This is a genomic window from Erwinia sp. 1181_3 (assembly GCF_052824965.1).
The window spans coordinates 34,292-55,854 of sequence record NZ_VTDE01000001.1 but is presented as its reverse complement, the minus strand read 5'-3'; the positions used below and the strand labels follow the sequence as shown (position 1 = coordinate 55,854).

Annotated in this window: 17 protein-coding genes and 2 pseudogenes; 12 read left to right on the top strand and 7 right to left on the bottom strand. The window is 56.0% G+C overall.

Annotated features, from left to right (window positions below):
* Nucleotides 1-501: 501 nt before the first annotated feature.
* Entirely contained in the window at nt 502-1,425 is a 924-nt protein-coding gene (locus tag FY046_RS00250; RefSeq protein ID WP_159336580.1) for a LysR family transcriptional regulator, read from the bottom strand.
* A 160-nt stretch (nt 1,426-1,585) separates the two neighbouring features.
* On the opposite strand from FY046_RS00250, the gene FY046_RS00245 reads away from it, so the two are divergent.
* Both FY046_RS00245 and FY046_RS00240 read left to right on the top strand, forming a co-directional pair.
* Nucleotides 1,586-3,010 (top strand): M20 family metallopeptidase, encoded by a 1,425-nt coding sequence (locus tag FY046_RS00245; protein ID WP_133841951.1) that lies wholly within the window; start codon nt 1,586-1,588, stop codon nt 3,008-3,010.
* On the top strand, nt 3,007-4,278 hold the full coding sequence (locus FY046_RS00240) for an MFS transporter (RefSeq protein WP_171148426.1): 1,272 nt from the start codon (nt 3,007-3,009) through the stop codon (nt 4,276-4,278). The genes FY046_RS00245 and FY046_RS00240 overlap by 4 nt, the downstream gene beginning before the upstream one ends.
* A gap of 35 nt (nt 4,279-4,313) precedes the next feature.
* Here the strand turns inward: FY046_RS00240 and FY046_RS00235 are convergent, their stop codons facing one another.
* On the bottom strand, nt 4,314-5,354 hold the full coding sequence (locus FY046_RS00235) for an acyltransferase family protein (protein WP_133841953.1): 1,041 nt from the start codon (nt 5,352-5,354) through the stop codon (nt 4,314-4,316).
* A 476-nt stretch (nt 5,355-5,830) separates the two neighbouring features.
* A complete protein-coding gene (locus FY046_RS00230) occupies nt 5,831-7,720 on the bottom strand; it encodes a sigma-54-dependent Fis family transcriptional regulator (RefSeq protein ID WP_213202056.1) in 1,890 nt (629 codons plus the stop codon).
* Nucleotides 7,721-7,994: 274 nt separating this feature from the next.
* Between FY046_RS00230 and ssuD the strand changes: the two genes are divergently transcribed.
* From ssuD to FY046_RS00195, 7 genes are all read left to right on the top strand, one after another.
* Nucleotides 7,995-9,167: an FMNH2-dependent alkanesulfonate monooxygenase gene (gene ssuD / locus FY046_RS00225; RefSeq protein WP_167863815.1), complete on the top strand. Its 1,173-nt coding sequence runs from the start codon at nt 7,995-7,997 to the stop codon at nt 9,165-9,167.
* A gap of 10 nt (nt 9,168-9,177) precedes the next feature.
* Nucleotides 9,178-10,269 carry a dimethylsulfone monooxygenase SfnG gene (gene sfnG / locus FY046_RS00220; protein ID WP_133841955.1) on the top strand — a complete coding sequence of 364 codons (1,092 nt, stop codon included), beginning with the start codon at nt 9,178-9,180 and terminating at the stop codon, nt 10,267-10,269.
* Nucleotides 10,262-11,653, top strand: a complete 1,392-nt coding sequence (locus tag FY046_RS00215) for an FAD/NAD(P)-binding protein (RefSeq protein WP_446185578.1) — start codon at nt 10,262-10,264, stop codon at nt 11,651-11,653. Before sfnG ends, FY046_RS00215 begins: the two co-directional genes overlap by 8 nt.
* 193 nt (nt 11,654-11,846) lie before the next feature.
* A complete protein-coding gene (locus FY046_RS00210; RefSeq protein ID WP_446185577.1) occupies nt 11,847-13,256 on the top strand; it encodes an LLM class flavin-dependent oxidoreductase in 1,410 nt (469 codons plus the stop codon).
* Complete coding sequence (locus tag FY046_RS00205; RefSeq protein ID WP_133841958.1) at nt 13,253-14,266, top strand: methionine ABC transporter ATP-binding protein; 1,014 nt, start codon at nt 13,253-13,255, stop codon at nt 14,264-14,266. Before FY046_RS00210 ends, FY046_RS00205 begins: the two co-directional genes overlap by 4 nt.
* Entirely contained in the window at nt 14,263-14,967 is a 705-nt protein-coding gene (locus tag FY046_RS00200; protein WP_171148429.1) for a methionine ABC transporter permease, read from the top strand. Before FY046_RS00205 ends, FY046_RS00200 begins: the two co-directional genes overlap by 4 nt.
* Nucleotides 14,964-15,839 (top strand): MetQ/NlpA family ABC transporter substrate-binding protein, encoded by an 876-nt coding sequence (locus tag FY046_RS00195; RefSeq protein WP_133841960.1) that lies wholly within the window; start codon nt 14,964-14,966, stop codon nt 15,837-15,839. The genes FY046_RS00200 and FY046_RS00195 overlap by 4 nt, the downstream gene beginning before the upstream one ends.
* A 41-nt stretch (nt 15,840-15,880) precedes the next feature.
* Here the strand turns inward: FY046_RS00195 and FY046_RS00190 are convergent, their stop codons facing one another.
* Together FY046_RS00190 and FY046_RS00185 are read right to left on the bottom strand one after the other, a co-directional pair.
* Nucleotides 15,881-16,342, bottom strand: a complete 462-nt coding sequence (locus FY046_RS00190; RefSeq protein WP_167863820.1) for a YbjP/YqhG family protein — start codon at nt 16,340-16,342, stop codon at nt 15,881-15,883.
* Nucleotides 16,342-16,710, bottom strand: a pseudogene (locus tag FY046_RS00185) (CHAP domain-containing protein). Before FY046_RS00185 ends, FY046_RS00190 begins: the two are co-directional and overlap by 1 nt.
* A gap of 94 nt (nt 16,711-16,804) precedes the next feature.
* On the opposite strand from FY046_RS00185, the pseudogene FY046_RS00180 reads away from it, so the two are divergent.
* A pseudogene (locus tag FY046_RS00180) lies at nt 16,805-17,107 on the top strand (MetQ/NlpA family ABC transporter substrate-binding protein); the annotation flags it as partial.
* A 45-nt stretch (nt 17,108-17,152) separates the two neighbouring features.
* Here FY046_RS00180 and FY046_RS00175 read toward each other — a convergent pair.
* A complete protein-coding gene (locus FY046_RS00175) occupies nt 17,153-17,521 on the bottom strand; it encodes a hypothetical protein (RefSeq protein ID WP_159336590.1) in 369 nt (122 codons plus the stop codon).
* A gap of 245 nt (nt 17,522-17,766) precedes the next feature.
* On the opposite strand from FY046_RS00175, the gene FY046_RS00170 reads away from it, so the two are divergent.
* Together FY046_RS00170 and FY046_RS00165 are read left to right on the top strand one after the other, a co-directional pair.
* The gene (locus tag FY046_RS00170) at nt 17,767-19,230 is read left to right on the top strand and encodes an MFS transporter (RefSeq protein ID WP_133841963.1); all 1,464 of its coding nucleotides are present in this window, start codon (nt 17,767-17,769) and stop codon (nt 19,228-19,230) included.
* Complete coding sequence (locus tag FY046_RS00165) at nt 19,223-20,428, top strand: acyl-CoA dehydrogenase family protein (RefSeq protein WP_167863822.1); 1,206 nt, start codon at nt 19,223-19,225, stop codon at nt 20,426-20,428. Before FY046_RS00170 ends, FY046_RS00165 begins: the two co-directional genes overlap by 8 nt.
* Before the next feature lie 90 nt (nt 20,429-20,518).
* Here FY046_RS00165 and FY046_RS00160 read toward each other — a convergent pair whose 3' ends face one another.
* On the bottom strand, nt 20,519-21,469 hold the full coding sequence (locus FY046_RS00160; protein ID WP_167863823.1) for a sulfonate ABC transporter substrate-binding protein: 951 nt from the start codon (nt 21,467-21,469) through the stop codon (nt 20,519-20,521).
* Between the last annotated feature and the right edge of the window lie 94 nt (nt 21,470-21,563).

The window sequence follows — 21,563 nt, the reverse complement described above, 5'->3', positions numbered from 1 at the left end:
CGGGCGAAGCGACCAAAGGGCGGCAGTCGCCCCGCCCTTTGGAATCCGGGCTTTGCGGCAGGCGCATCGCCCGCTTTCAGCGGGTGCCTTCGCAAGCGCCGCTCACCGACGGAACGGTCGTGACGGCACCTCCCTGTGCCGGCTCTCCCTCTCACCGCCGTCCTGGCGGTTCGTCCTGGTTCACTGCGCTTCCTCAGCGCTGCTGAATGCCGCCTCAACGTCAAAACCCAGGTCAAAACCAAATTCAAATTAATCCACAGAAATTATCATGTTGTCGCTATTTTAAAACCCACAGCGAGCACAGTTTTTGCGGGGATGGGGCCAGTTTGAGGTAAGCCGGACGTCACGCGACAGGACGTCGCGTGCCGAGGCCCGCAGGGAGGCGTGTTTTGCCGATCCGGCGTGCTCAAACTGGCCCCGGACCTGAAGCTAAACTGTCAGCGACAAAAATGACTGGGAAGCCCTCAGGGTGCGACCCTGTTTCCGGTCACCCCATACCCCCTAAAAATCAAACGCCGCCCGGATACTCTCATCCTTCTGCTTCAACTCATGCCGCACAAATTCCAGAAACAGCGTCAGCGCCGTCCCCGGTTTACGGCCAATGGCGGTCTGAACCTGCAATGAGCGCTGGCTGAGCTGCTCAGCACCGACCGATTTCAGCATCAATCCGTGTTCAACCGCCTGGTACATCACCGTGAACTGGCTGCAAATGGTGATTGCCGTGGGGGTCTGTAACAGGAACGTATACAGCGTGCTGAAGTTATTGCAGGTCAGCACAGGTTCAACAAACGTCCCGCTCATACGGCAGGAGAGGTCAAACAGCTGGCGTACCGTGGTTCCCGCATCCGGTAATGCCAGCGGGTACGCCATCAGGTCACTGAGCTGTATCTGCTGTTGCGCCAGCGGGTGACTTTCATGCATCACCAGCAACACCGGGGCAGGCCAGGCGGCCACCACCTCCACGCCGCGTTCCGGGTGAAGACTGAACTGAAACGCCACGTCACATTCCCCACGCCGCATGATCTCGGCCACCTCCAGGGCACTGGCGACCGTCAGATGAAAACTAACGCCGGGATGCAACTGACGAAACTGGGTGCACAGCACAGGCAGCAGGCTGAACGCCATGCCGTCAGTGCAGGCCACCCGCAGCGCGGTGCGGCGAATGGCTTTCAGTCCTTTGATCTCGGCGATGGCATGTTCCATATCCATCATGCTCTTGCGCACGTGGTTTTCGAAAATCTGCCCGGCATCATTCAGCACCATGCCCCGTGCATGCCGTTCAAACAGCGGAGCGCCGACCCGCGCCTCCAGGCGCTGGATCTGGCGGCTGATTGCCGACACCGCAACAAACAGCTGCTGACTGGCGGCACTCAGCGATCCACTGTTGGCGACGGCAAGAAAATAGCGAATTTCACTGCTGTGCATCGGGCTGCCTCGTTATGGTGCATGTTCACTGATCGTGCAGAACAGCATTGCTTTTAAAGCAACGCTAACTTGATTATTTGATGATTGTGGCAAAGAGCGATTCTAGCTTAAAACGGAGGGGCAAACACAAAAAGTAAACACAATAAAAACGGACCGATATATGACAGGTGAACAGGCGGTAGCGCAGGCCACGGCGTACTTTGACAGTGGCAAATTCAAACAGGTGCTGGCACGCCGCGTCGCCCTGCGCAGCGAAAGCCAGCGTGACGATCGCGATGAGGTGATCCAGCGCTATCTTGATGAAGAGATGGCGCCAGTGATGCAGGCGCTGGGCTTCACCACGGAACAGCTGGCGAACCCGCAGGCACCGTTACGGCCTTTCCTGTTGGCAACCCGCATAGAAGACCCGGAACTGCCGACCGTGCTCTGCTACGGCCACGGTGACGTGGTGTTTGGTGATGATGAAAACTGGCGCAGCGGCCTGACGCCCTGGGAACTGGTGGAAGAGGGCGACCGCTGGTACGGACGTGGCAGCGCGGATAATAAAGGCCAGCATTCGGTGAATATCGCCGCGCTGGAGCAGGTTGCAGCCGCGCGCGGCGGCACGCTGGGCTTTAACTGTAAATTCCTGTTTGAAATGGGCGAAGAGATCAGCTCCCCAGGCCTGATGGAGCTTTGCCAGCGCCACGGCGAGCAGTTGAAAGCTGATATCTTTATCGCCTCCGATGGCCCGCGCCTGAACGCCGTGCGTCCCACGCTGTTCCTTGGCTCACGGGGAGCGGTGAACTTCCGCCTCAGCATTCAGGCCCGCGACCGTGACTACCACTCAGGCAACTGGGGCGGCCTGCTGACCAACCCCGGCACCCAACTGGCCAGTGCGCTGGCCTGCCTGGTCAATCAGCACGGCCAGTTGCAGGTGTCAGCGCTGAAGCCGCCCGCGATCAGCGCGGCGGTCAAAGCGATCCTCAGCGACATTGAAGTGGGCGATGAAAATGGCCCGCAGATTGATCCGAACTGGGGCGAAGCCGGTCTGACGCCAACAGAGCGCCTGTATGGCTGGAACACGCTTGAGGTACTCTCATTCCTCGCCGGAAATCCGGCACGACCAATGAATGCCATTCCCGGCAAAGCGACCGCCGTCTGCCAGCTGCGTTTTGTGGTGGACACCGACTGGCAAAATATTGCCACGCATCTGCGCAACCATCTGGATGCGCACGGTTTTCCGCAGGTGACGGTGGAGGTGCTGCGCGGTTCCCCGGCGACACGTCTTGACCCGAGCGACCCGCTGGTGGACTGGGCGCTGGAGGTGATTGCCAACACCAGTGGCAAAAAACCGGCGCTGCTGCCGAATCTTGGCGGTTCACTGCCGAATGATGTCTTCGCCCACGCGCTGGGATTACCGACGTTGTGGATCCCGCACTCCTATCCGGCCTGCGGCCAGCATGCGGTGGATGAACATATGCTGAAATCCATTGCCCGCGAAGGATTACAAATCATGACCCGGCTGTTCTGGGATTTAGGCGAACAGGGCGGCACGTTGCTGGCCCGTCATCGTGCGCATCGCGCACAGGGGGAATGCCAGTGAGCACTATCGTACAGCAACAACAGGCGGTCACACCGAACCTGTATAAAACCCTGTTTGCCACCTGCGTCGGTAACGCGCTGGAGTGGTTTGATATCGCGGTATACGGTTTTTTTGCCAATTATATTTCCCACGCCTTTTTCCCGACGGAGGACGCCTCAGTCTCCATGCTGCTGACCTTCGGCAGCTTTGGTGTCGCGTTCCTGATCCGTCCTCTGGGGGCCGTTGTGCTGGGGGCGTATGCGGACAGAGTCGGACGTAAAAAAGCGTTGCTGATGTCGATCACCCTGATGATGTTGGGTGGTCTGATGATTACCGTGATGCCGTCATATGAAAGTATTGGCCTGCTGGCACCGATCATGATCCTGCTGGCGCGTCTGATTCAGGGTTTCTCCGCCGGTGGGGAATTCGGCAGTTCGACGGCTTTCCTGGTGGAGCATTTCCCGGAACGTCGCGCATTTATTGCCAGCTGGCAGTTTGCTACCCAGGGTGCCAGTACCCTGATGGCGTCGGCGTTTGGCCTGGGGCTGACCGCCTGGCTGACAGAGGCGCAGATCCAGGACTGGGGATGGCGCATTCCGTTCGCGTTTGGTCTGCTGATTGGTCCGGTGGGTCTGTATATTCGCCGTCATGTGCATGAGCCAGCCAGCTTTGTTGCCCAGCCTAAATCACATGCCCCGCTGAAGGACCTGATGGGGCGCCAGAAAACATTGCTGCTGCTGGCCATCGGGCTGATGGTGATCTCAACGGGCGTTAACTACATGCTGAACTATGTGCCAACGTATGCAACGAAAACGCTGCATCTGCCAGGTTCAGTGGCCTTTACCGCCACGCTGGTCGCCGGGATTATTCTGACGGTGGTCACGCCGCTGATGGGGCTGTGGGCCGAGAAAGTGGGGCGCGTGCCGCTGATGTGGGGATCGCTTATTCTGCTGGCGCTGACCATTTATCCTGCCTTTAAGATGGTGGCAGATAACACCACGCCGACAACGTTGATCCTGCTGGTTGGCTGGATGGCCTTACTGAAATCGGTCTACTTCTCTACCGTGCCGTCGATGATGGCTGACCTGTTCCCGATGTCGACCCGCGCAAGCGGCATGGCCATCAGCTACAACGTTGCGGTGACGGTGTTTGGTGGTTTTGCCCCGCTGATTTGTACGCTGTTGATTAGCATGACGGGGTCCAGTCTGGCACCGAGCTATTATCTGATGCTGCTGGCGGTGTTCAGTGCGGTGGCATTGTTTAAAAGTCAGTACCGGGTAGGGCGTTAAGCGGAAAAAGGGCCGGATTATCCGGCCCTTTTGCTTTAGCTGGTTTTGACGCGGAAGGTCATTGTGGCGCGCTTCTCAATCATCCAGTAAATCAGATAACCGACAACGGCAGACGCCACGCTGAGGATCACCATCGCCAGATACATCGTGGCGGTACTGGGGGTGGGTAACAGCACATGCAGCACTTTCTGCAGTGCGCCCATAAACAGACGGTGGCAGAGATAGATAGAGTAAGAAGCCAGGCCAATGCCGGTGACGACACGCGTAAAGTGGGTCTGACGTTGCGAGGCGAATTCCATCCCGGTGAGCATAAAGAAACTGAGCGACAGCAGCAGTAACTGGGGATAGCCTTGCAACCACAGCGTCGATACCGCCAGTAATCCAGTAATCACGGCAAGAGATAAAACATTATGGGCATAACGTTGACTGAATCGTTTTTGCAGCATAAAACAGACAATGCCGCTGAGGAAATAAAGCATGATCTCATCGGTATAGAACTGGAAATAGGGCCGCTGTGAATCGCCGAATGATCCGATCGCAATGAAGGCGAAAATAGTGATGAAAATAAACCACATTCCACTGCGGCGATTGAATAACATACCAATCGCAAATACCAGATAGAACAGCATTTCATAACACAATGTCCAGCCTACTGATAATACCGGTGTCAGTGTGTCCAGTTCTTTAATATATACAGAGGGAATAAACAGCAAGGAGAGAATATCATCCAGCGGCGTTAATACCGTCGACGGGAACCAACCCGGATTAATGACCCAGGCCACAATCGTCAGCAGGGTGAACAGATAGTACATTGGCAAAATACGCACGAGACGTTTTTTGACAAACAACCCCATCTTGCCCTTACCAAAGTCCTCCCAGTGCACGCAGGCCATCAGGTAACCGCTGATCATAAAGAACAGGTATACGCCGAGTTTCCCCACGGCGCCGCCGTAACCAAACAGACCGGAAAAATAAGCCGGACTCAGTTTGGCAGAAAAACTTTCAGCATGACAAACGACTACCAGCATACAGGCAATGGCCCGTAGATAAGTAATCGACAGGATATTTGTTTTCACCGACAACCCCCTCGGATTTTTAAATTTCCAGGAACCACTCAATAGCAAGGATGTAAAATTTAATCTTCTTAAATAAAATTAAGGCAAAAGAGGGCTAATAACAGCCAATTCTATAAGTCTGCTATGGAGGAACGATTCCCTGGTGTTATTGCGCAACCGCATATCATCTCGGATCATGGCGATCTGACAGGCTACGGCGAATAAACTTTACTCCAACAGGGAGATGAATTCCAAAGGTAAACTATTGTCAGGAAGTATTTAGGAATAACTCGCAGGGTGGCGGAATAAACTCATTAGCCTGGTATGACTAATTTATCAGTTTATTTGATGTTTTCTCGCCGAAATGGCGATTATTATCTTTCTGATTTATAACGATAACCTTACATAAAGCTATCGGTTACCATTGGAAACATTATCAGAAAGTTGAAATTATTCAGACAAATTTTGTGACAAGTAAGCTTTGCTAATCATTGGCCTTATCCACGCCACACGGCATCACGTACATTCACCGCTTTCGGCAGTAACCCCAGCGCAAAGAAACGGTCAGCAATCGCCTGCTGGGCGCGGATCACCGACAAATCCATGCGGCGGGTTTGATGGCTGCGGCGCTGTAAAGCATGTGACACCGCCTGCGGGGAGAGGCCGAGCTCAGCAGAGAGCAGGGCGGCCGCCTCCGGGCGATGGGCATCAATGTAGCTGCCAGTTTGTACCAGCGCCGCCAGCAGCTGATGCAACAAATCTGCGGAGTGGGCGGCAAAATCACGATGCGCCAGATAGAACTGATGGTTGTTCACCCGCCCGCGTCCATCGGCAATCACGCGCAGCTGACCGCTCAGTTCCGCATCGCTCAGCAGCGGGTCCCACATCATCCAGGCATCAACGGCATGATGATCGCTGGGGGTCAGAGGATATTTGGGCGGTGCGTACAGCACACGGACATCATTCAACGTCATACCTGCTTCATCCAGCATCTGCACCAGCAGGTAATGCACATTAGACCCTTTATTCACCGCAATGCGCTTACCGCGCAGATCGGCAATCGTCTGGATTGGGCTGTCCGGTGTCACCAGCAGGGCGACGCTCTGCGGTGCAGCAGGTTCCCAGGCAACGTACAGCAGCGGGCTGTTGCCCGCCTGGGCAAAAACAGGCGGCACTTCACCCGTGGTACCAAAGTCAATTTCGCGATTATCCAGCGCATGTAACAGCTGTGGCCCGGCGGGAAACTCGCTCCACAGCACGCTGATCCCCCGCTGGGTAAATTCAGCTTCCAGGCTCTGGCGCGCTTTCAGGATGCCGAGATTGCCAAACTTCTGATAGCCGATACGCAGTTCACGATCCTGGTGGCCCTGGCGTGAGGCATCGTGCCGTGCTGTGCTGACCAGGCTACGGCGGGCTTTAATCAGGCCAAGATGGCCTAAGTGAGTGCGCAGGGTATTACGGCTGATCCCCAGTAACGCAGCGGCCTGAAGCTGATTTTCGCCGCTCAGTTCAAACGCATTACGCACCAGCGCATCCAGTACCCGTTGATACAAGGGGCCGCCATCGCCCTGTAACTGCTGGCGCAGAAACGTATCCAGCGCCTGTTCGCTGACGGGGTGCGGTTCGAGTCTTTCGGTGTTCAGCCGGAGCTGATGCGGCGAGATAATCGACTCTTTACTCAGTAGTACGGCGTTATGCAGGGTATTTTCCAGCTCACGCACATTGCCCGGCCAGGCATAGTCCATCAACGTGGCGATGCTCTCTTCACTCAGCCGCAGCTGCGGACGCCCCAGACGGCGGGCATACAGCGTCAGAAAGTGGTCGGCCAGCAGGGGAATATCTTCGCGTCGCTGACGCAGCGGGGGCAACGTCACCGCTGCCACATTAAGACGATAAAACAGGTCTTCACGGAAACGGCGCTCGCGAATGGCATGGGCAAGGTCGACATGCGTGGCAGCAATCACCCGAACGTTGACCTTCACCGGGCGGCGTGAACCCACGCGCGTGACCTCCCGCTCCTGCAAAACACGCAGCAGTTTGACCTGCAACGGCAGGCTCAGCTCACCGATCTCATCCAGCAACAGCGTGCCGCCCTCAGCCGCTTCAAACCAGCCCTGATGACGTTCAGTCGCCCCGGTAAATGCCCCTTTCTCATGGCCGAACAGTTCCGACTCCGCCAGGCTCTCGGTCAACGCCCCGCAGTTCACCGCCACAAAGGGCTGTGACTGACGCAGGCTGTGATGGTGCAGATAGCGCGCCACCACTTCTTTGCCGGTGCCAGTTTCACCAACAATCAGCACCGTGGCGTCGGTGGGTGCCAGCCGATCCAGTACGCTTTGAAACGCAATGGAGGCGGGATCAATCAGTAACGGGCCGGGATGCGACATGCTGTATTCCTGACGAGAGAAGAGAGGAAAAGAGTATCCTGGCGCGCCATCCGGGGCGAGGGGGTAACCGGCATGATTGCTGCAAATGCAACAGACTTCCGTCAGTGACTGCTGCATTTGCAGCAGAGAAAGCCGATTTTTATGAACGGCAATACGATGATAAATAACGATTTTTACACCGATAACAGTTGGCACACTTCCTGCTAATGGTTTTATAACCAAAGCGTAACTTTGTATCGAATAAATTCAGATATAGTTATATAGGAAACAGATAATGAGCGAGTCAGCGCAGGACAATATCAACGTATTTTGGTTTCTCCCGACCCACGGAGACGGCCGCTATCTCGGCACCACCGAAGGCGGGCGTCCCGTCGACCTGCCGTATCTGCAACAGGTGGCGCTGGCCGCCGACAACCTCGGCTATTACGGCGTGCTGATCCCGACCGGAAAAAGCTGTGAAGACTCCTGGCTGGTCGCTGCTGCGCTGGCACCGATCACCAAACGACTGCGCTACCTGGTTGCAGTGCGTCCAGGCCTGCAACCACCCAGCCTTGCCGCACGAATGGCCGCCACGCTGGACCGACTGTCCGAGGGGCGCTTGCTGATCAACGTGGTGACCGGGGGGGATCCGGTTGAGAATAAAGGTGACGGCATCTTCCTCAGCCATGCGGACCGCTACCAGGTGACGCGCGAATTCCTTGAAGTCTATTCACGCCTGCTGAAGGGTGAAAAGGTCGATTTCCACGGTGATCATATTCGCGTGGAAGGGGCGGAGATCCTGTTCCCGCCCGTGCAGGAAGATGGTCCGCCGCTCTACTTTGGGGGATCTTCCGATGAGGCGATTGATGTTGCCGCCAGCCAGATCGATACCTACCTCACATGGGGTGAGCCCGTGGCGCAGGTGGCTGAAAAGCTGGCGGTAGTACGGAAACGTGCAGAAGAGCGAGGCCGCCAGTTGAGCTACGGCATCCGTCTGCACGTCATTGTGCGGGAAACGGAAGAAGAGGCCTGGGCTGCCGCTGACCGTCTGATTTCTCATCTGGATGAAGACACCATCGCTGCGGCTCAAAAGATTTTTGCCCGTATGGACTCCACCGGCCAGGCCCGCATGAGTGCGCTGCACAGCGGTTCGCGTGATGACTTAGTGATTGGCCCGAACCTGTGGGCCGGTGTTGGCCTGGTCCGTGGCGGTGCAGGCACGGCGCTGGTGGGCAGTCCGCAGCAGGTGGCGGACCGCATCCGCGAATATCAGGCGCTGGGCATTGAGAACTTTATTCTGTCGGGCTATCCGCATCTGGAAGAAGCCCACCGTTTTGCCGAACTGGTGATGCCGCTGCTGCCACTGGCATCGAATGCGGAAAAACGTCAGCGTACGGTCAATACCGGTCCATTTGGTGAAACGATCGGCGGCGACCGCCGTCCGGCGAAAAACAGCAGCGCCAGCTGAGGAGAGAACGATGAGTCATCAACCAATACAGTTTGCTTACTGGGTGCCTAACGTTTCTGGCGGGCTGGTGATCAGTAACATTCCCCAGCGTACTGGCTGGGATTTTGACTATAACCGCAAGCTGGCACAAATCGCGGAAAAAGCCGGTTTTGACTATGCGCTGACCCAGATACGTTTTACGGCCGGATACGGTGCAGATAATCAGCATGAGTCGGTCAGCTTCTCGCAGGCATTGCTCGGCGCGACTGAAAAACTGAAAGTCATCGCCGCCTTGCTGCCCGGACCGTGGAATCCCACGCTGGCTGCGAAACAAATTGCGACGATCAGTCATCTGTCGAATGCGCGTATTGCCGTGAATGTGGTCAGCGGCTGGTTTCGTGGGGAGTTCAAGGCGATTGGTGAGCCGTGGCTGGATCATGAAGAGCGCTATCTGCGTTCAGAAGAGTTTATTCGCTGCCTGCGTGGTATCTGGCAACAGGATGTCTTCAACTTTTCCGGCGATTTCTATCGCTATCGCGACTATTCGATGAAGCCAAAACCGCTCGATCCATTGCCGGAAATATTCCAGGGGGGGAGTTCACGCGCCGCCCGGGATATGGCGGCACGGGTATCTGACTGGTACTTCACCAACGGCAACACCGTCGAAGGTATCCGCCAGCAGGTAGATGATATCCGCCAGAAAGCGGAAGAGAACCAGCATCAGGTCAAAATCGGTGTTAACGGCTTCGTCATCGCCCGTGATACAGAGCAGGAAGCCCAGCAGGCGCTACAGGCGATCCTCGACCATGCCAACCCGGATGCGGTAAAAGGCTTCCAGCATGAGGTCAAAAATGCGGGTAGCGCTTCACCCGAAGGCGAAGGTAACTGGGCGAAATCGACGCTGGAAGATCTGGTGCAGTATAACGATGGCTTCAAAACCAACCTGATCGGCACGCCGTTGCAGATTGCTCAACGTATCATCGCGCTGAAAGAGGCCGGGGTCAGTCTGATGTTGCTGGGGTTTCTGCATTTTCAGGAGGAGGTCGAATTCTTTGGCCGCGAGGTGATTCCTCTGGTGCGTGAGCTGGAACGTCAACAGCAGCGAGAGCACAGTCATGGCTGAGCGTCATATCGTTATCGTCGGCGGCGGCTTTACCGGCACCGCAGTGGCCATCCATCTGGCAAGGCTCGGTGACGCCGGGCTGACGGTAACGGTGGTGGAGCCGCGTTCACAGCTGGCACGCGGAGTGGCCTATGGTACCCGCGATCCGGCGCACCGCATTAATGTCCCCGCTGACCGCATGCAGCTTTCGGGGGCGGAACAGGGGGATTTTGATCGCTGGTTCCGCGCCTCACCGGCTTACCAGATGGACCCGGACGCACGCTGGCACGATGGCAAGGTTTATCCACAGCGCGGTCAGTTTGGCGCGTATATCGCCGAACAGTTTGCCCGCGCACAGCTGCACTCTCCGGTCAAACTGCACCATCTCTGTGACCGGGGGGTGGCGCTGGAGCAGGGAACGCTGCGTACCGCGTTGGGTAAAAAGCTTCAGGCCGATGATGTGGTACTGGCGATCAGTCATCCGCCTCCGGCGCTGCCGCGTGCGGTGGCACTGGCGCTGGAAGGGCATCCGGGGCTGATTGCCGATCCCTGGCGTCATGATGCGCTGACCACGATTGCCCCTGATGAACGGGTCGCCATTATGGGCAGTGGCCTGAGTATGTCGGATGTGGTGGCAACGTTACACCGTCACGGACATCGCGGGCCGATTGTGGCGTTTTCGCGCCGGGGGCTGCTGCCTCGCCCGAACCTCAGTGGCCCGTTTGAACCGCGTCCACTGGACTACCAGCAGCCGCAACACGCCTCGGCGCGCGCGTGGCTGCACCGTATTCGCCAGGAAGTGGCTGCTGCCGCTCTGCAGCAACTGCCGTGGCAGCTGGTCCTCGATGATATTCGCGTTAACGGACAGCGCCTGTGGCAGCAGCTGTCCCTCAATGAACAACGCCGGTTCCTGCGGCATCTGCGCCCGTGGTGGGATGTGCATCGCTATCGCATTGCGCCACAGGTCAGCGCGGTACTGGAACAGCTGCAGCAGCGCGGCCAGTTAACGGTTCAGGCTGCGCGTCTGGCAGCGGTTACCGCAGCAGGTGCCGACATCACCCTGCGGCTGCAACCGCGCAGCGGTGAAGCGCAGAGCCTGAACGTGGATCGGCTGATTATCACCACCGGACCTGCGCACGGCGGGCTACTGCAAAGCGATGTGTTGCTGCATCAGCTGGCCGCGACGGGCGTAATACAGGCCGATCCGCTGGCGCTGGGGATCCAGGTTAATGCGCGTTCGCAGACGGAACGTGCTGACGGTAGCGCCAATCCACATCTTTATGTTGCCGGCCCGGCGGCGCGCGCCCGCTTCGGTGAACTAATGGGGTTGCCGCAGGTGGCAGAACATGCGGAAAGCGTTGCCCGGCAGCTGCTGGGGCTGGATGCGGAGCGATGTCCCGTCTGACGCGTTAACTCACCGAAAAAAATAACCTAAATAATTCGAGACCCTAAATAATTCGAGCTGAAGGAAGGCGGCAAGCCCGAGAGTCCCCAGGAGCATAGATAACTATGTGACTGGGGTGATCGGGCGCAGCCAACGCACCTGGAGCTTGAAGTATGACGGGTGTCGGCTGTCTGGAATCTGGAGTGTGCTATCTATGTCTCAACAACGTGAAATTCGCCTGAATGCCTTTGATATGAACTGTGTCGGTCACCAGTCGCCGGGCCTGTGGGCGCACCCGCGTGACCGCTCCTGGCAGTACAAAGATTTAAGCTACTGGACCGATCTGGCGCGTCTGCTGGAGCGCGGCAAGTTCGATGGTCTGTTTATTGCGGATGTGCTGGGGGTTTACGACGTGTTGAACGGCGATAACCAGGCCGCGATTCGTAATGCCACCCAGGTGCCGGTCAACGATCCGCTGGCGCTGATCACCCCGATGGCGCTGGTGACCGAACATCTCGGGTTTGGCCTCACTGCCTCGCTGTCGTTTGAACATCCGTATCCGTTTGCCCGCCGTATCTCAACGCTCGATCACCTGACCAAAGGGCGCATTGGCTGGAACATCGTTACCTCCTATCTGGAGAGCGGCGCACGCAACATCGGCCATCAGTCGCAGACCGATCACGATGCCCGCTATGACTATGCCGATGAATATCTTCAGGTGATCTACAAACTGCTGGAAGGGAGCTGGGAAGAGGGAGCAATCCTGCGCGATCGTGAGCGCCGCATCTTCAGCGACCCGAGCAAAATTCATCCAATTAACCATCAGGGCACCTTCTTCCAGGTGCCGGGCATCCACCTGTGTGAGCCTTCGCCGCAGCGCACCCCCGTGCTGTATCAGGCCGGTGCGTCCAGCCGTGGCAAACAGTTTGCTGCCGAACATGCTGAATGCGTGTTTGTCGCCGCACCGTCCAAAGTGCTGCTGAAGAAAACCGTGGCGGATATTCGCCGCCGCGCAGCCGAAGCCGGACGCGACCCGCGCAGCATCCTGATTTTCAACCTGCAAACGGTGATCGTCGATGAGACGGACCAGGCGGCACAGGCCAAATGGCAGGAGTACAAAAGCTACGTCAGTTACGAGGGCGCGCTGGCGCTGATCTCCGGCTGGACGGGCATCGATTTCGGCCAGTATCAGCCTGACCAGGTGCTAAAACACCTGCACACCAATGCGATTCAGTCAGCTGTAGAAACCTTCTCTACCGCCGACCCTGATCGCCAGTGGACGGTGCAGGCGCTGGCGGACTGGGTGGGCATTGGCGGCTTTGGTCCGTTGCTGGTCGGCAGTGCGCAAACGGTGGCCGATGAGCTGCAAAGCTGGGTGGAAGAAACGGATGTTGACGGATTTAACCTCGCGTATGCGGTAACGCATGAAACCTTCAGCGATGTGGTGGAACACCTGATCCCGGAACTGCAAAAACGTGGCGTGTACAAGAAAGAGTACCAGCCCGGCACCCTGCGCGAAAAACTCTTTCACCAGGGCGCTCGTCTGGGCGAACCACATCCGGGCGCGGGCTACCGCCGGGAATCACAGACTGCGGTCGTGGCAGAAGATGAGGTCACTCCATGATTGAAATCGACGGCCTGCGTAAACACTACACGGCGGCAGGGGGCCGCACGGTTGAAGTGCTGAAAGGCATTTCACTGACGGTGCCCGCCGCGTCGATCACGGCAGTGGTTGGCCCGAGCGGTGCCGGGAAGTCGACGCTGGCAAAGTGCATCAGCCTGCTGGAGCGGCCCAGCTCCGGCAGTATCCGGGTCAACGGCGAAGATCTCTCTCGCCTGTCCGGTGTCGCGCTGCGGCGTGAACGGCGTGCCATTGGCACCGTCTTTCAGTCGTCCGCGCTGCTGCAACGCAAAACCGCCTGGGAAAACGTCGCGCTGCCGCTGGAGTGGCTGGGTGTGGTGCCTGGGGAAATCAAACGCCACGTTGGTCAGCTGCTGGACAGCGTGGGGTTGTCGGACAAAGCGGGGTACTACCCGGCTCAGCTCTCCGGCGGTCAGCGTCAACGCGTCGGTATTGCCCGCGCCCTGGCGCTGAAACCCTCCGTATTGCTGGCCGATGAAGCGACCTCCGGGCTGGACCCACAGGCCACCGATGCCATTCTGCTGTTGCTGAAACAACTTCGTCAGCAGTTTGGGTTGTCGATCATCCTGATTACCCACGAGATGGACGTGGTGCGCAGCACCGCCGATGCCGTGGCAGAAATCCGCGACGGTCAACTGGTGCAGCAGGGGCCATTACAGCAGTTGCTCAGCACCCCGGATTCGGCGCTGGCCGCACAGCTGTTCCCGCTGCGTCCGGTTACCGCCAGCGGCGACCTGCTGCTGCGTCTGACCTGCGCGCCGCCGCTGGCCACCGACTGGATCAGCCGGCTCAGCGTGCAGCACAACGTGCAGGTTGATCTGCTGGCGGCGCATGTGGAAGAGGTGGCGGGGCAACTCGCCGGACGGATGCAGATTGCGGTGCGTTTTAACCAGCGCCCGCTGTCACCAGAGGCGCTGATTACTGCTCTGGCACAGCTGGGCATGAAGGCACAAATCATCGAGGCGCGCCCGCGCTTGCAGGAGGCCGGATGAAACCCGTTGACGTTACCAGCCAGGATACCCCCTGGAACCAGATCCATGAACTGATGCTGCCTGCCTACGGTGAAACCTGGCTGATGGTCGGCATTGTGATGCTGTTTGTTGTCACTCTCGGCGGAACGCTGGGCGTGGTGTTGTTTAACACCTCGCGCGCCGGACTATTTCCGCAAGCGGGGCTGAACCGTAGCCTGAGCGGGTTGGTAAATATTGGTCGTTCACTGCCGTTTCTGGTGCTGATGGCGGCGATTATTCCGTTCACCTTCTGGCTGACCGGTACCACCATCGGCATTCCGGCGGCTGTGATCCCAATGATTGTTGCCGGGACGCCGTTTTTCGCCCGCCTGGTGGAGAACGCACTGCGTGAACTGCCGCCGGAAGTGACGGCGGTCGGACTGGTGTCCGGCGGTTCGCGCTGGCAGGTGATCACCGGGGCGCAGCTCAGTGAGGCGCTCCCCGCCATCGTCGCTGCGATCACCCTGAACGTCATCTCGATGATCGAATACTCCGCCATTGCGGGCACCATTGGTGCCGGGGGCATCGGCTATCTGGCCGTGGTGTATGGCTACCAGCGTTTTGATAACCACATCATGATCGCCACCATTGTGGTGCTGATTGTGACCATCCAACTGATTCAGTTTATTGGCGACCGCGTGGTTGCCGCACTTCAACACTCACAGGGTACACACTCATCATGACGCAGCAGAATTTTGAACTGAAAAAGAAGAAAACCTGGCCGTGGCAGGTCGCCATCGTGGCTATTGTGCTGATCGCCGGACTGGGCTGGTACTTCACTGCCCAGCAGCGTCACAGCGTGACTTTCGGCACCACGCTGAAAGTGCATTTTGAACCGGCGATGGCCGGAGAGCAGCGCCTGATCGAATATGTCGCGCAGAATATTGCGCCAGATTATGGCATCAAGCTGGAAGCGGTAGGGTTGCAGGACCCGGTGCAGGCTGACCGTGCGGTGGCGGAAGGCCAGTATGCGGCAACCATCTATCAGCACCAGTGGTGGCTGAAGCAGGTGGTGGATGCCAACAAGTTTGAACTGACCTCGACCCTGCCGGTATTCCAGTGGGCATTCGGCATCTACTCTGACCGTTACAAGACCATTGCTGACCTGCCGCAAGGCGCGGAAATCGTGGTACCGAATGACGGTGCTAATCAGGGGCAGGCGCTGTGGCTGTTACAGCGTATTGGTCTGATTGGTTTGGATCCGGCGGTAGAACCGCGTACGGCGAAATTAAAAGATATTAAAGAGAATCCACATAAGTTTAATTTTAAAGAACTCGATCTGTTAACCATGCCACGGGCATTAAATTCTGTGGATGCGGCGATTGGGTATGTTTCCCAGTTTGATGCAGGAAAAGTTTCGCGCGACAAAGGCATATTATTCCCGCCTGCGCCACAAACCTTTGCCTCACAGTTGGTGATTGGAACGCCTTATTTAAACGATGAAAATATTATCAAGCTGAAAAAAGCGTTTGCCGATCCCCGTGTGCAGCAGTGGTTAAAGGAAACCACCGATCCGCTGGTACAGGGTGTGTTGGTGCCTGTTTCGGAAAAATAAAATGTTCAGCCCGGAATCGTCCGGGCTTTATTAATGATGTGTTATTTGCTGTAACTGAATATACGATGTTCAAAATTGTCAGTAATATCGCGTACGCGGTAAATCTTCCAACGTCCATTTTCTTCTCGCAACCAGGCCTGGAGATGAAGCGATTGATCATCTTCGACTCCCAGCCAAACATCAACCACTTCACTGCTCATCATTGCCTGTGGTTTTCCCACCTTCAGAGCTGGGATCCATGCAGGGTCATAGTCCTGAGTGTAGGTAAAATAGTCAGAATTAACGATTTCCTGCTCAGGAATTTTGGCAATGTTTTCAAGACGATTTAACGTATCTGTGGAGACATACTGATTGAGCCACTGAGGTCGATTTTCAGAGGCTGATGAAGAGAATGATGTGAGGTAGGATTTATAAAAATCGTATGCTTGAGTGCGTGAATCCTGTCTATTTGCAACACAGCACGCTGAGAGAAAAGAAGCAATTAAAATCATCCCAATACGCATCAAGGCATCCTGTAAATTTTAAAAGAAGGTTGAGAATGCCGATAGCCAGGGCCGGGATACATTGTGCGCTGCCTGAAATCTGAGATTCATATTGAGCCATCAAACATTGCCATATGCCCGGCTGGGTTTCCTCCACTATAAGGTTGGATAACCACAATATCACCAGCATTTATCGTTGAACCAGGAGGTAATTCACGAAACCCTGCACGAGATAATGACGTGCCATAATTTTTTGCATTACTTGTTCGATTGAGAGTGAGGCCACCAGCTTCGATTGCGTGCCTGGTAAATTCAGCGCAACGATTTTGGGATTCTGCATTAGCACGGCTTCTTAAATGTTGTAATGCCCGGTCTCTGTTCCATGTCATAGACGTCTCCTTTTAAGTGCTGAGTACGTTAATAACTATGCCTTATCACGTGCAAGGCAAAAAATGCTATTCTTTATAGTGTAGGGATTTTAAAGAAAATCCGAAAAAATTTAATTTTAAGGAGCTGGGCCTGTTAACTATTCCACGGGCATTAAATTCTGTGGGTGCGGCGATTGGGTATGTTTCCCAGTTTGATGCAGGAAAAGTTTCTCGCGACAAAGGCATATTATTCCCGCCTGCGCCACAAACCTTTTCCTCACAGTTGGTGATTGGTACGCCTTATTTAAACGATGAAAATATTATCAAGCTGAAAAAAGCGTTTGCCGATCCCCGTGTGCAGCAGTGGTTAAAGGAAACCACCGATCCGCTGGTGCAGGGTGTGCTGGTGCCTGTTTCGGAAAAATTAAAAAAGCCCGGAATGATAATCCGGGCTTTTTTAACATCAAGGCATTCTGTAAAGGGTAAATAAAGGTTGAGCTTGTCGATAGGCGAGGTCGGGATACATTGCGCGCTGCCTGAAATCTGAAATCCAGATTGAACCATCGAACATGGCCATGTGACCGATCAGGTCATCTTCACTATGTGGTTGAATAACAACAATATCACCAGCAATTATTATTGAGTCAGCAGGCAACTCGGCAAACCCTGCACGTGATAATGATGCGCTAAAGTTTTTTGCATTATTGGTTCGGTGCAGAGTGATTCCACCTGCTTCTATTGCCTGTTTGGTAAATTCGGCACAACTATTTTGGGATGCTGGTTTTGCACGACTTCGCAAGTGTTTTAATGCTTTATCTCTGTTCCATTTCATGTCGTTCTCCTTTTAAAACAATCGCGTACTCTAATGAATTTGGCATGCTTCTTGCTAAGCTAATTGTGCTATTTGCATTTATTATGACATTTAAGTGATTTATTTTACGTGCATTATGACTTTGTCGCACATTCAAATAATTTTTCCTTGTTTGTTATTGCAAGGTTTCCTCTCTATAAAAGTAGTGTGGCACCCGAAAATAACGGGTGAACCTGCAAATAAAATAATAGATATATGGGGATACTATGAGTTCAATTAATATTGACGATGGCATTGCAATATCGCCATCCCATTCAACACCGGTTCGATCCGTCAGTGATGTGGCGCAGCTGATTAACACCCGTACCAGTAAAAATAGTTACGCACGCTGGATAGTCTTTCTGGCTCTGGGCGGCGTGTTTCTCGATGCCTACGATCTGACCACGCTCTCCTACGGCATTGACGATGTGGTGAAAGAGTTTGGCTTAACGCCGGCGATCACCGGGCTGGTGACGTCATCGATCATGATCGGCACCATAGTGGGCAACCTGCTGGGTGGCTGGCTGACCGATAAATATGGCCGCTACTCCGTCTTTATGGCCGATATGCTGTTCTTTGTGGTCTCCGCGATTGCTGCCGGATTAGCGCCGAACGTTTGGGTGCTGATCGGTGCCCGTTTCCTGATGGGCATTGGCGTTGGCATCGATTTGCCCGTGGCGATGGCCTATCTGGCTGAATTCTCGAAGTTTGCGGGCAAAGGCAACAAAGCCGCCCGGCTGGCGGCCTGGTGCCCGATGTGGTACGCCGCTTCGTCCGCCTGTTTCTTTATTATCTTTGCGCTCTACTTCCTGCTGCCTGCCGAACACGCCGACTGGCTGTGGCGCGCCTCGCTGCTGTTTGGTGCGGTGCCTGCGCTCTTGATCATCGCCGTGCGCAGCAAGTTTATGAATGAATCCCCGCTGTGGGCCGCTAATCAGGGTGACCTGGAAGGGGCGGCGCGTATTCTGCGTGACTCCTATGGCATTACGGCGCATGCCGCCGAACCCGATGAAAGAGAGCCCGTGAAGAAGGCCCCCCCGAAGGTGAGTTTCCGTGTGCTGTTTCAGAAACCGTACCGCGAACGCACCATTGTGACGGCGGTCATGAATATCTGTATCTCGTTTGAATACACCGCGATTGCCTTCTTCCTGCCGTCAATTCTTGCGCAGTTCCTGGGGGCAGGCGTGTTTGAAACCATCTCTGCTTCACTGGGGCTGAATGCGCTGTTTGCCTTTACCGGCGGTCTGCTGGGCATGCGTCTGGCATGGAAATTCCCATCACGTCATGTGGCGATTGCCGGTTTTGCCCTGCAATTTATCGCGTTGATCTCGCTGGCGCTGATTGGTCACCCAAGTGCCACGATGGGTGTGGTGTTCGCCATCCTGATGTTGGGTCTGTGGCTGTTTGCTGAAGGTTTCGGCCCTGGCGCGCAGATGATGATCTACCCGGCACTCTCTTATCCAACGCATATCCGAGCCACCGGCGTCGGCTTTGGCCGCTCCCTGTCCGGCGTCGGCAGTGCGCTGGCGCTGTTTATCCTGCCCATTTTACAGGCCTCTTTTGGCACTAATATGTTCTGGATTGTCTCGCTGGCCGCGATTATCCCGATTATTTTCCTGCTGGTGATCCGTTTTGAACCGACGAAGCAGGACATTGATGACCCATCCGAAAAGGAAGAATCCTATGTCTGAATCTGTTGCTGATTACGCCGCGCTGGCGGCCCGTTTTCGCCCGGTATTTGCCCGCATTGCTGCAGGTGCTGCCGAACGTGAAGTGACGCGTACACTTCCGCTGGAGCCGATACGTTGGTTGAAAGAAGCCGGGTTCGGCACCCTGCGTATCCCGCAGGCGGAGGGCGGTTTTGGCGCCACCTTGCCGCAGCTGTTCCAGCTGCTGACGGAGCTGGCGGAAGCCGACTCTAACCTGCCGCAGGCGCTGCGCGCCCATTTCGCTTTTGTGGAAGATCGCCTGAATCAGCCTGACAGTGAAGAGCGTCAGCGCTGGTTCCGCCGCTTCCATGATGGCGAGCTGGTGGGCAGTGGCTGGACGGAAATCGGCAATCTCAAGCTGGGTGAGGTAATCACCCGCGTCACCCCGTCAGAGAAGGGCTGGTTGATCTCCGGCGAGAAGTTTTACAGCACCGGCACGCTGTACGCCGACTGGATTGATGTTTATGCCCAGCGCAACGATAACGGTCGTGATGTGATTGCGCTGGTCAATACCCATCAGCAGGGCGTGGAGCGTGAAGATGACTGGGACGGCTTCGGCCAGCGTCTGAGCGGCAGTGGGACCACCCGTTTTCATCAGGCAGAGGTTGAGCAGGCGCATGTCTATGATTTCACCGAGCGTTTTCGCTATCAGACCGCGTTTTATCAGCATGTTTTACTGTCGACGCTGGCGGGAATTGGCCGAGCCGTGAAACGCGATGCGGCGGCAGGCGTTGCCAGCCGTAAACGCGTCTACAGCCACGGCAATGCCACGCAGGTGAAAAACGATGTACAGGTGTTGCAGGTAGTGGGGCAGATCTCCAGCTGGGTCTATGCGGTGGACGCCGCCGTTCAGCAGGCAACGCATGCGCTGCAAGGTGCTTATGAGGTCCATAACAGCGGGGATGAGGCATTGATCCAGCAGGCCAATGTGCTGGCGGAACTGGCGTCAGCACAGGCGCAGGTGATTGCCACGGAGCTGATCCCGCGTGCCGCAACCGAGCTGTTTAATGCACTGGGGGCATCAGATACTCGCATCAGTAAAGCGCTGGATCGCCACTGGCGTAATGCGCGTACCGTGTCGTCGCATAATCCGGTGATTTATAAGATCCGTAATGTGGGCGACTGGGAGGTGAACGGTAAGGAACCGACGTTTATCTGGCAGATTGGCGAAGGGGAGTAACACCCAAACCTACCCACTCTTCACTCTTAGCAGCGGGTCGACCTTTTCTGGTCGACCCGCGATTTGGATGGGGTGGAATTCAGGCCGAAATTATTTCTTATCCAGCGACCACGTCGCCGAACTGACATCCACCTTCACTGGCAATAATCCAATCTGGGTAAACTTATCCGCCAGTGCCTGCTGCTGCTTAAACACTTCCGGTGTCATGCGCTCTGCACCGTAGGGCATTCTCGCCAGTGCACGCTGCCAGATGGGCTGAGGCAGGCCGGTCGAGGTTGAAAGGATCTTCGCGGCGTCATCCGGGTGGGCGTTAGCCCAGGTACTCAGGGTTCCCAGCTCATCGACCACCTGTTTCGCCGTCTGCGGATAGGTATCGGCAAACTTGCGGCTGGCGAGATAGAAGGTGTAGTGCGGTACCAGACCTTCGGCATCTTTCACCAGACGCGCTTTGGCGTTGGTTTCCACTTCGGCGTAGTACGGGTCCCAAATCACCCAGGCGTCCACCGCGCCGCGCTGGAATGCGGCGCGGGCATCGGCCGGAGGCAGATAAACCGGGGTAATGTCTTTATAGTTCAGGCCGGCATCTTCGAGGGCGCTGACCAGTAGATAGTTTACGTCAGAGCCTTTGTTCAGCGCCACGCGCTTGCCTTTCAGGTCCGCGACGGTTTTGATCGGTGAGTTCTCCGGTACCACAATCGCTTCTGTTTTCGGGTTTGCCGGGGAGTGGGCGAGATAAACCAGATCGGCCTGGGCTGCCTGAGCAAAGGTCGGCGGGGCATCACCCGTAGCCGCAAGGTCGATGCTGCCGACGTTCAGGCCTTCCAGCATCTGGGGCCCGGCTGGGAATTCAACCCAGCGTACGGCGATACCCTGTTTTTTAAACTGCTCGTCCAGCGTGCCGCGATACTTCAGCAACGCGAAGATATTGGCTTTTTGGTAGCCGATATTGATGGTTTTTGGTGCGGTTTCAGCGGCGGTGGCGGAAAAGGTCGAGCCAATAACGATCCCGGCAATCAGTCCGCTCAGTAATGCTTTATTCATGTTATTTCCCCAGGTAATAAGCGCTATGGGAAAAACATAACAAAATGCATGAAGCGGGCTTAACGAGTAGTTGTGATAACGATATGTGCAGGAT

Excerpts from the sequence above, each read along its gene's own strand:
- FY046_RS00250 (WP_159336580.1), bottom strand. The coding sequence starts at position 1,425 with ATGCACAGCAGTGAAATTCGCTATTTTCTTGCCGTCGCCAACAGTGGA.
- FY046_RS00245 (WP_133841951.1), top strand. The coding sequence starts at position 1,586 with ATGACAGGTGAACAGGCGGTAGCGCAGGCCACGGCGTACTTTGACAGT.
- FY046_RS00230 (WP_213202056.1), bottom strand. The coding sequence starts at position 7,720 with ATGTCGCATCCCGGCCCGTTACTGATTGATCCCGCCTCCATTGCGTTT.
- ssuD (WP_167863815.1), top strand. The coding sequence starts at position 7,995 with ATGAGCGAGTCAGCGCAGGACAATATCAACGTATTTTGGTTTCTCCCG.
- sfnG (WP_133841955.1), top strand. The coding sequence starts at position 9,178 with ATGAGTCATCAACCAATACAGTTTGCTTACTGGGTGCCTAACGTTTCT.
- FY046_RS00215 (WP_446185578.1), top strand. The coding sequence starts at position 10,262 with ATGGCTGAGCGTCATATCGTTATCGTCGGCGGCGGCTTTACCGGCACC.
- FY046_RS00210 (WP_446185577.1), top strand. The coding sequence starts at position 11,847 with ATGTCTCAACAACGTGAAATTCGCCTGAATGCCTTTGATATGAACTGT.
- FY046_RS00205 (WP_133841958.1), top strand. The coding sequence starts at position 13,253 with ATGATTGAAATCGACGGCCTGCGTAAACACTACACGGCGGCAGGGGGC.
- FY046_RS00200 (WP_171148429.1), top strand. The coding sequence starts at position 14,263 with ATGAAACCCGTTGACGTTACCAGCCAGGATACCCCCTGGAACCAGATC.
- FY046_RS00195 (WP_133841960.1), top strand. The coding sequence starts at position 14,964 with ATGACGCAGCAGAATTTTGAACTGAAAAAGAAGAAAACCTGGCCGTGG.
- FY046_RS00190 (WP_167863820.1), bottom strand. The coding sequence starts at position 16,342 with ATGCGTATTGGGATGATTTTAATTGCTTCTTTTCTCTCAGCGTGCTGT.
- FY046_RS00175 (WP_159336590.1), bottom strand. The coding sequence starts at position 17,521 with ATGAAATGGAACAGAGATAAAGCATTAAAACACTTGCGAAGTCGTGCA.
- FY046_RS00170 (WP_133841963.1), top strand. The coding sequence starts at position 17,767 with ATGAGTTCAATTAATATTGACGATGGCATTGCAATATCGCCATCCCAT.
- FY046_RS00165 (WP_167863822.1), top strand. The coding sequence starts at position 19,223 with ATGTCTGAATCTGTTGCTGATTACGCCGCGCTGGCGGCCCGTTTTCGC.
- FY046_RS00160 (WP_167863823.1), bottom strand. The coding sequence starts at position 21,469 with ATGAATAAAGCATTACTGAGCGGACTGATTGCCGGGATCGTTATTGGC.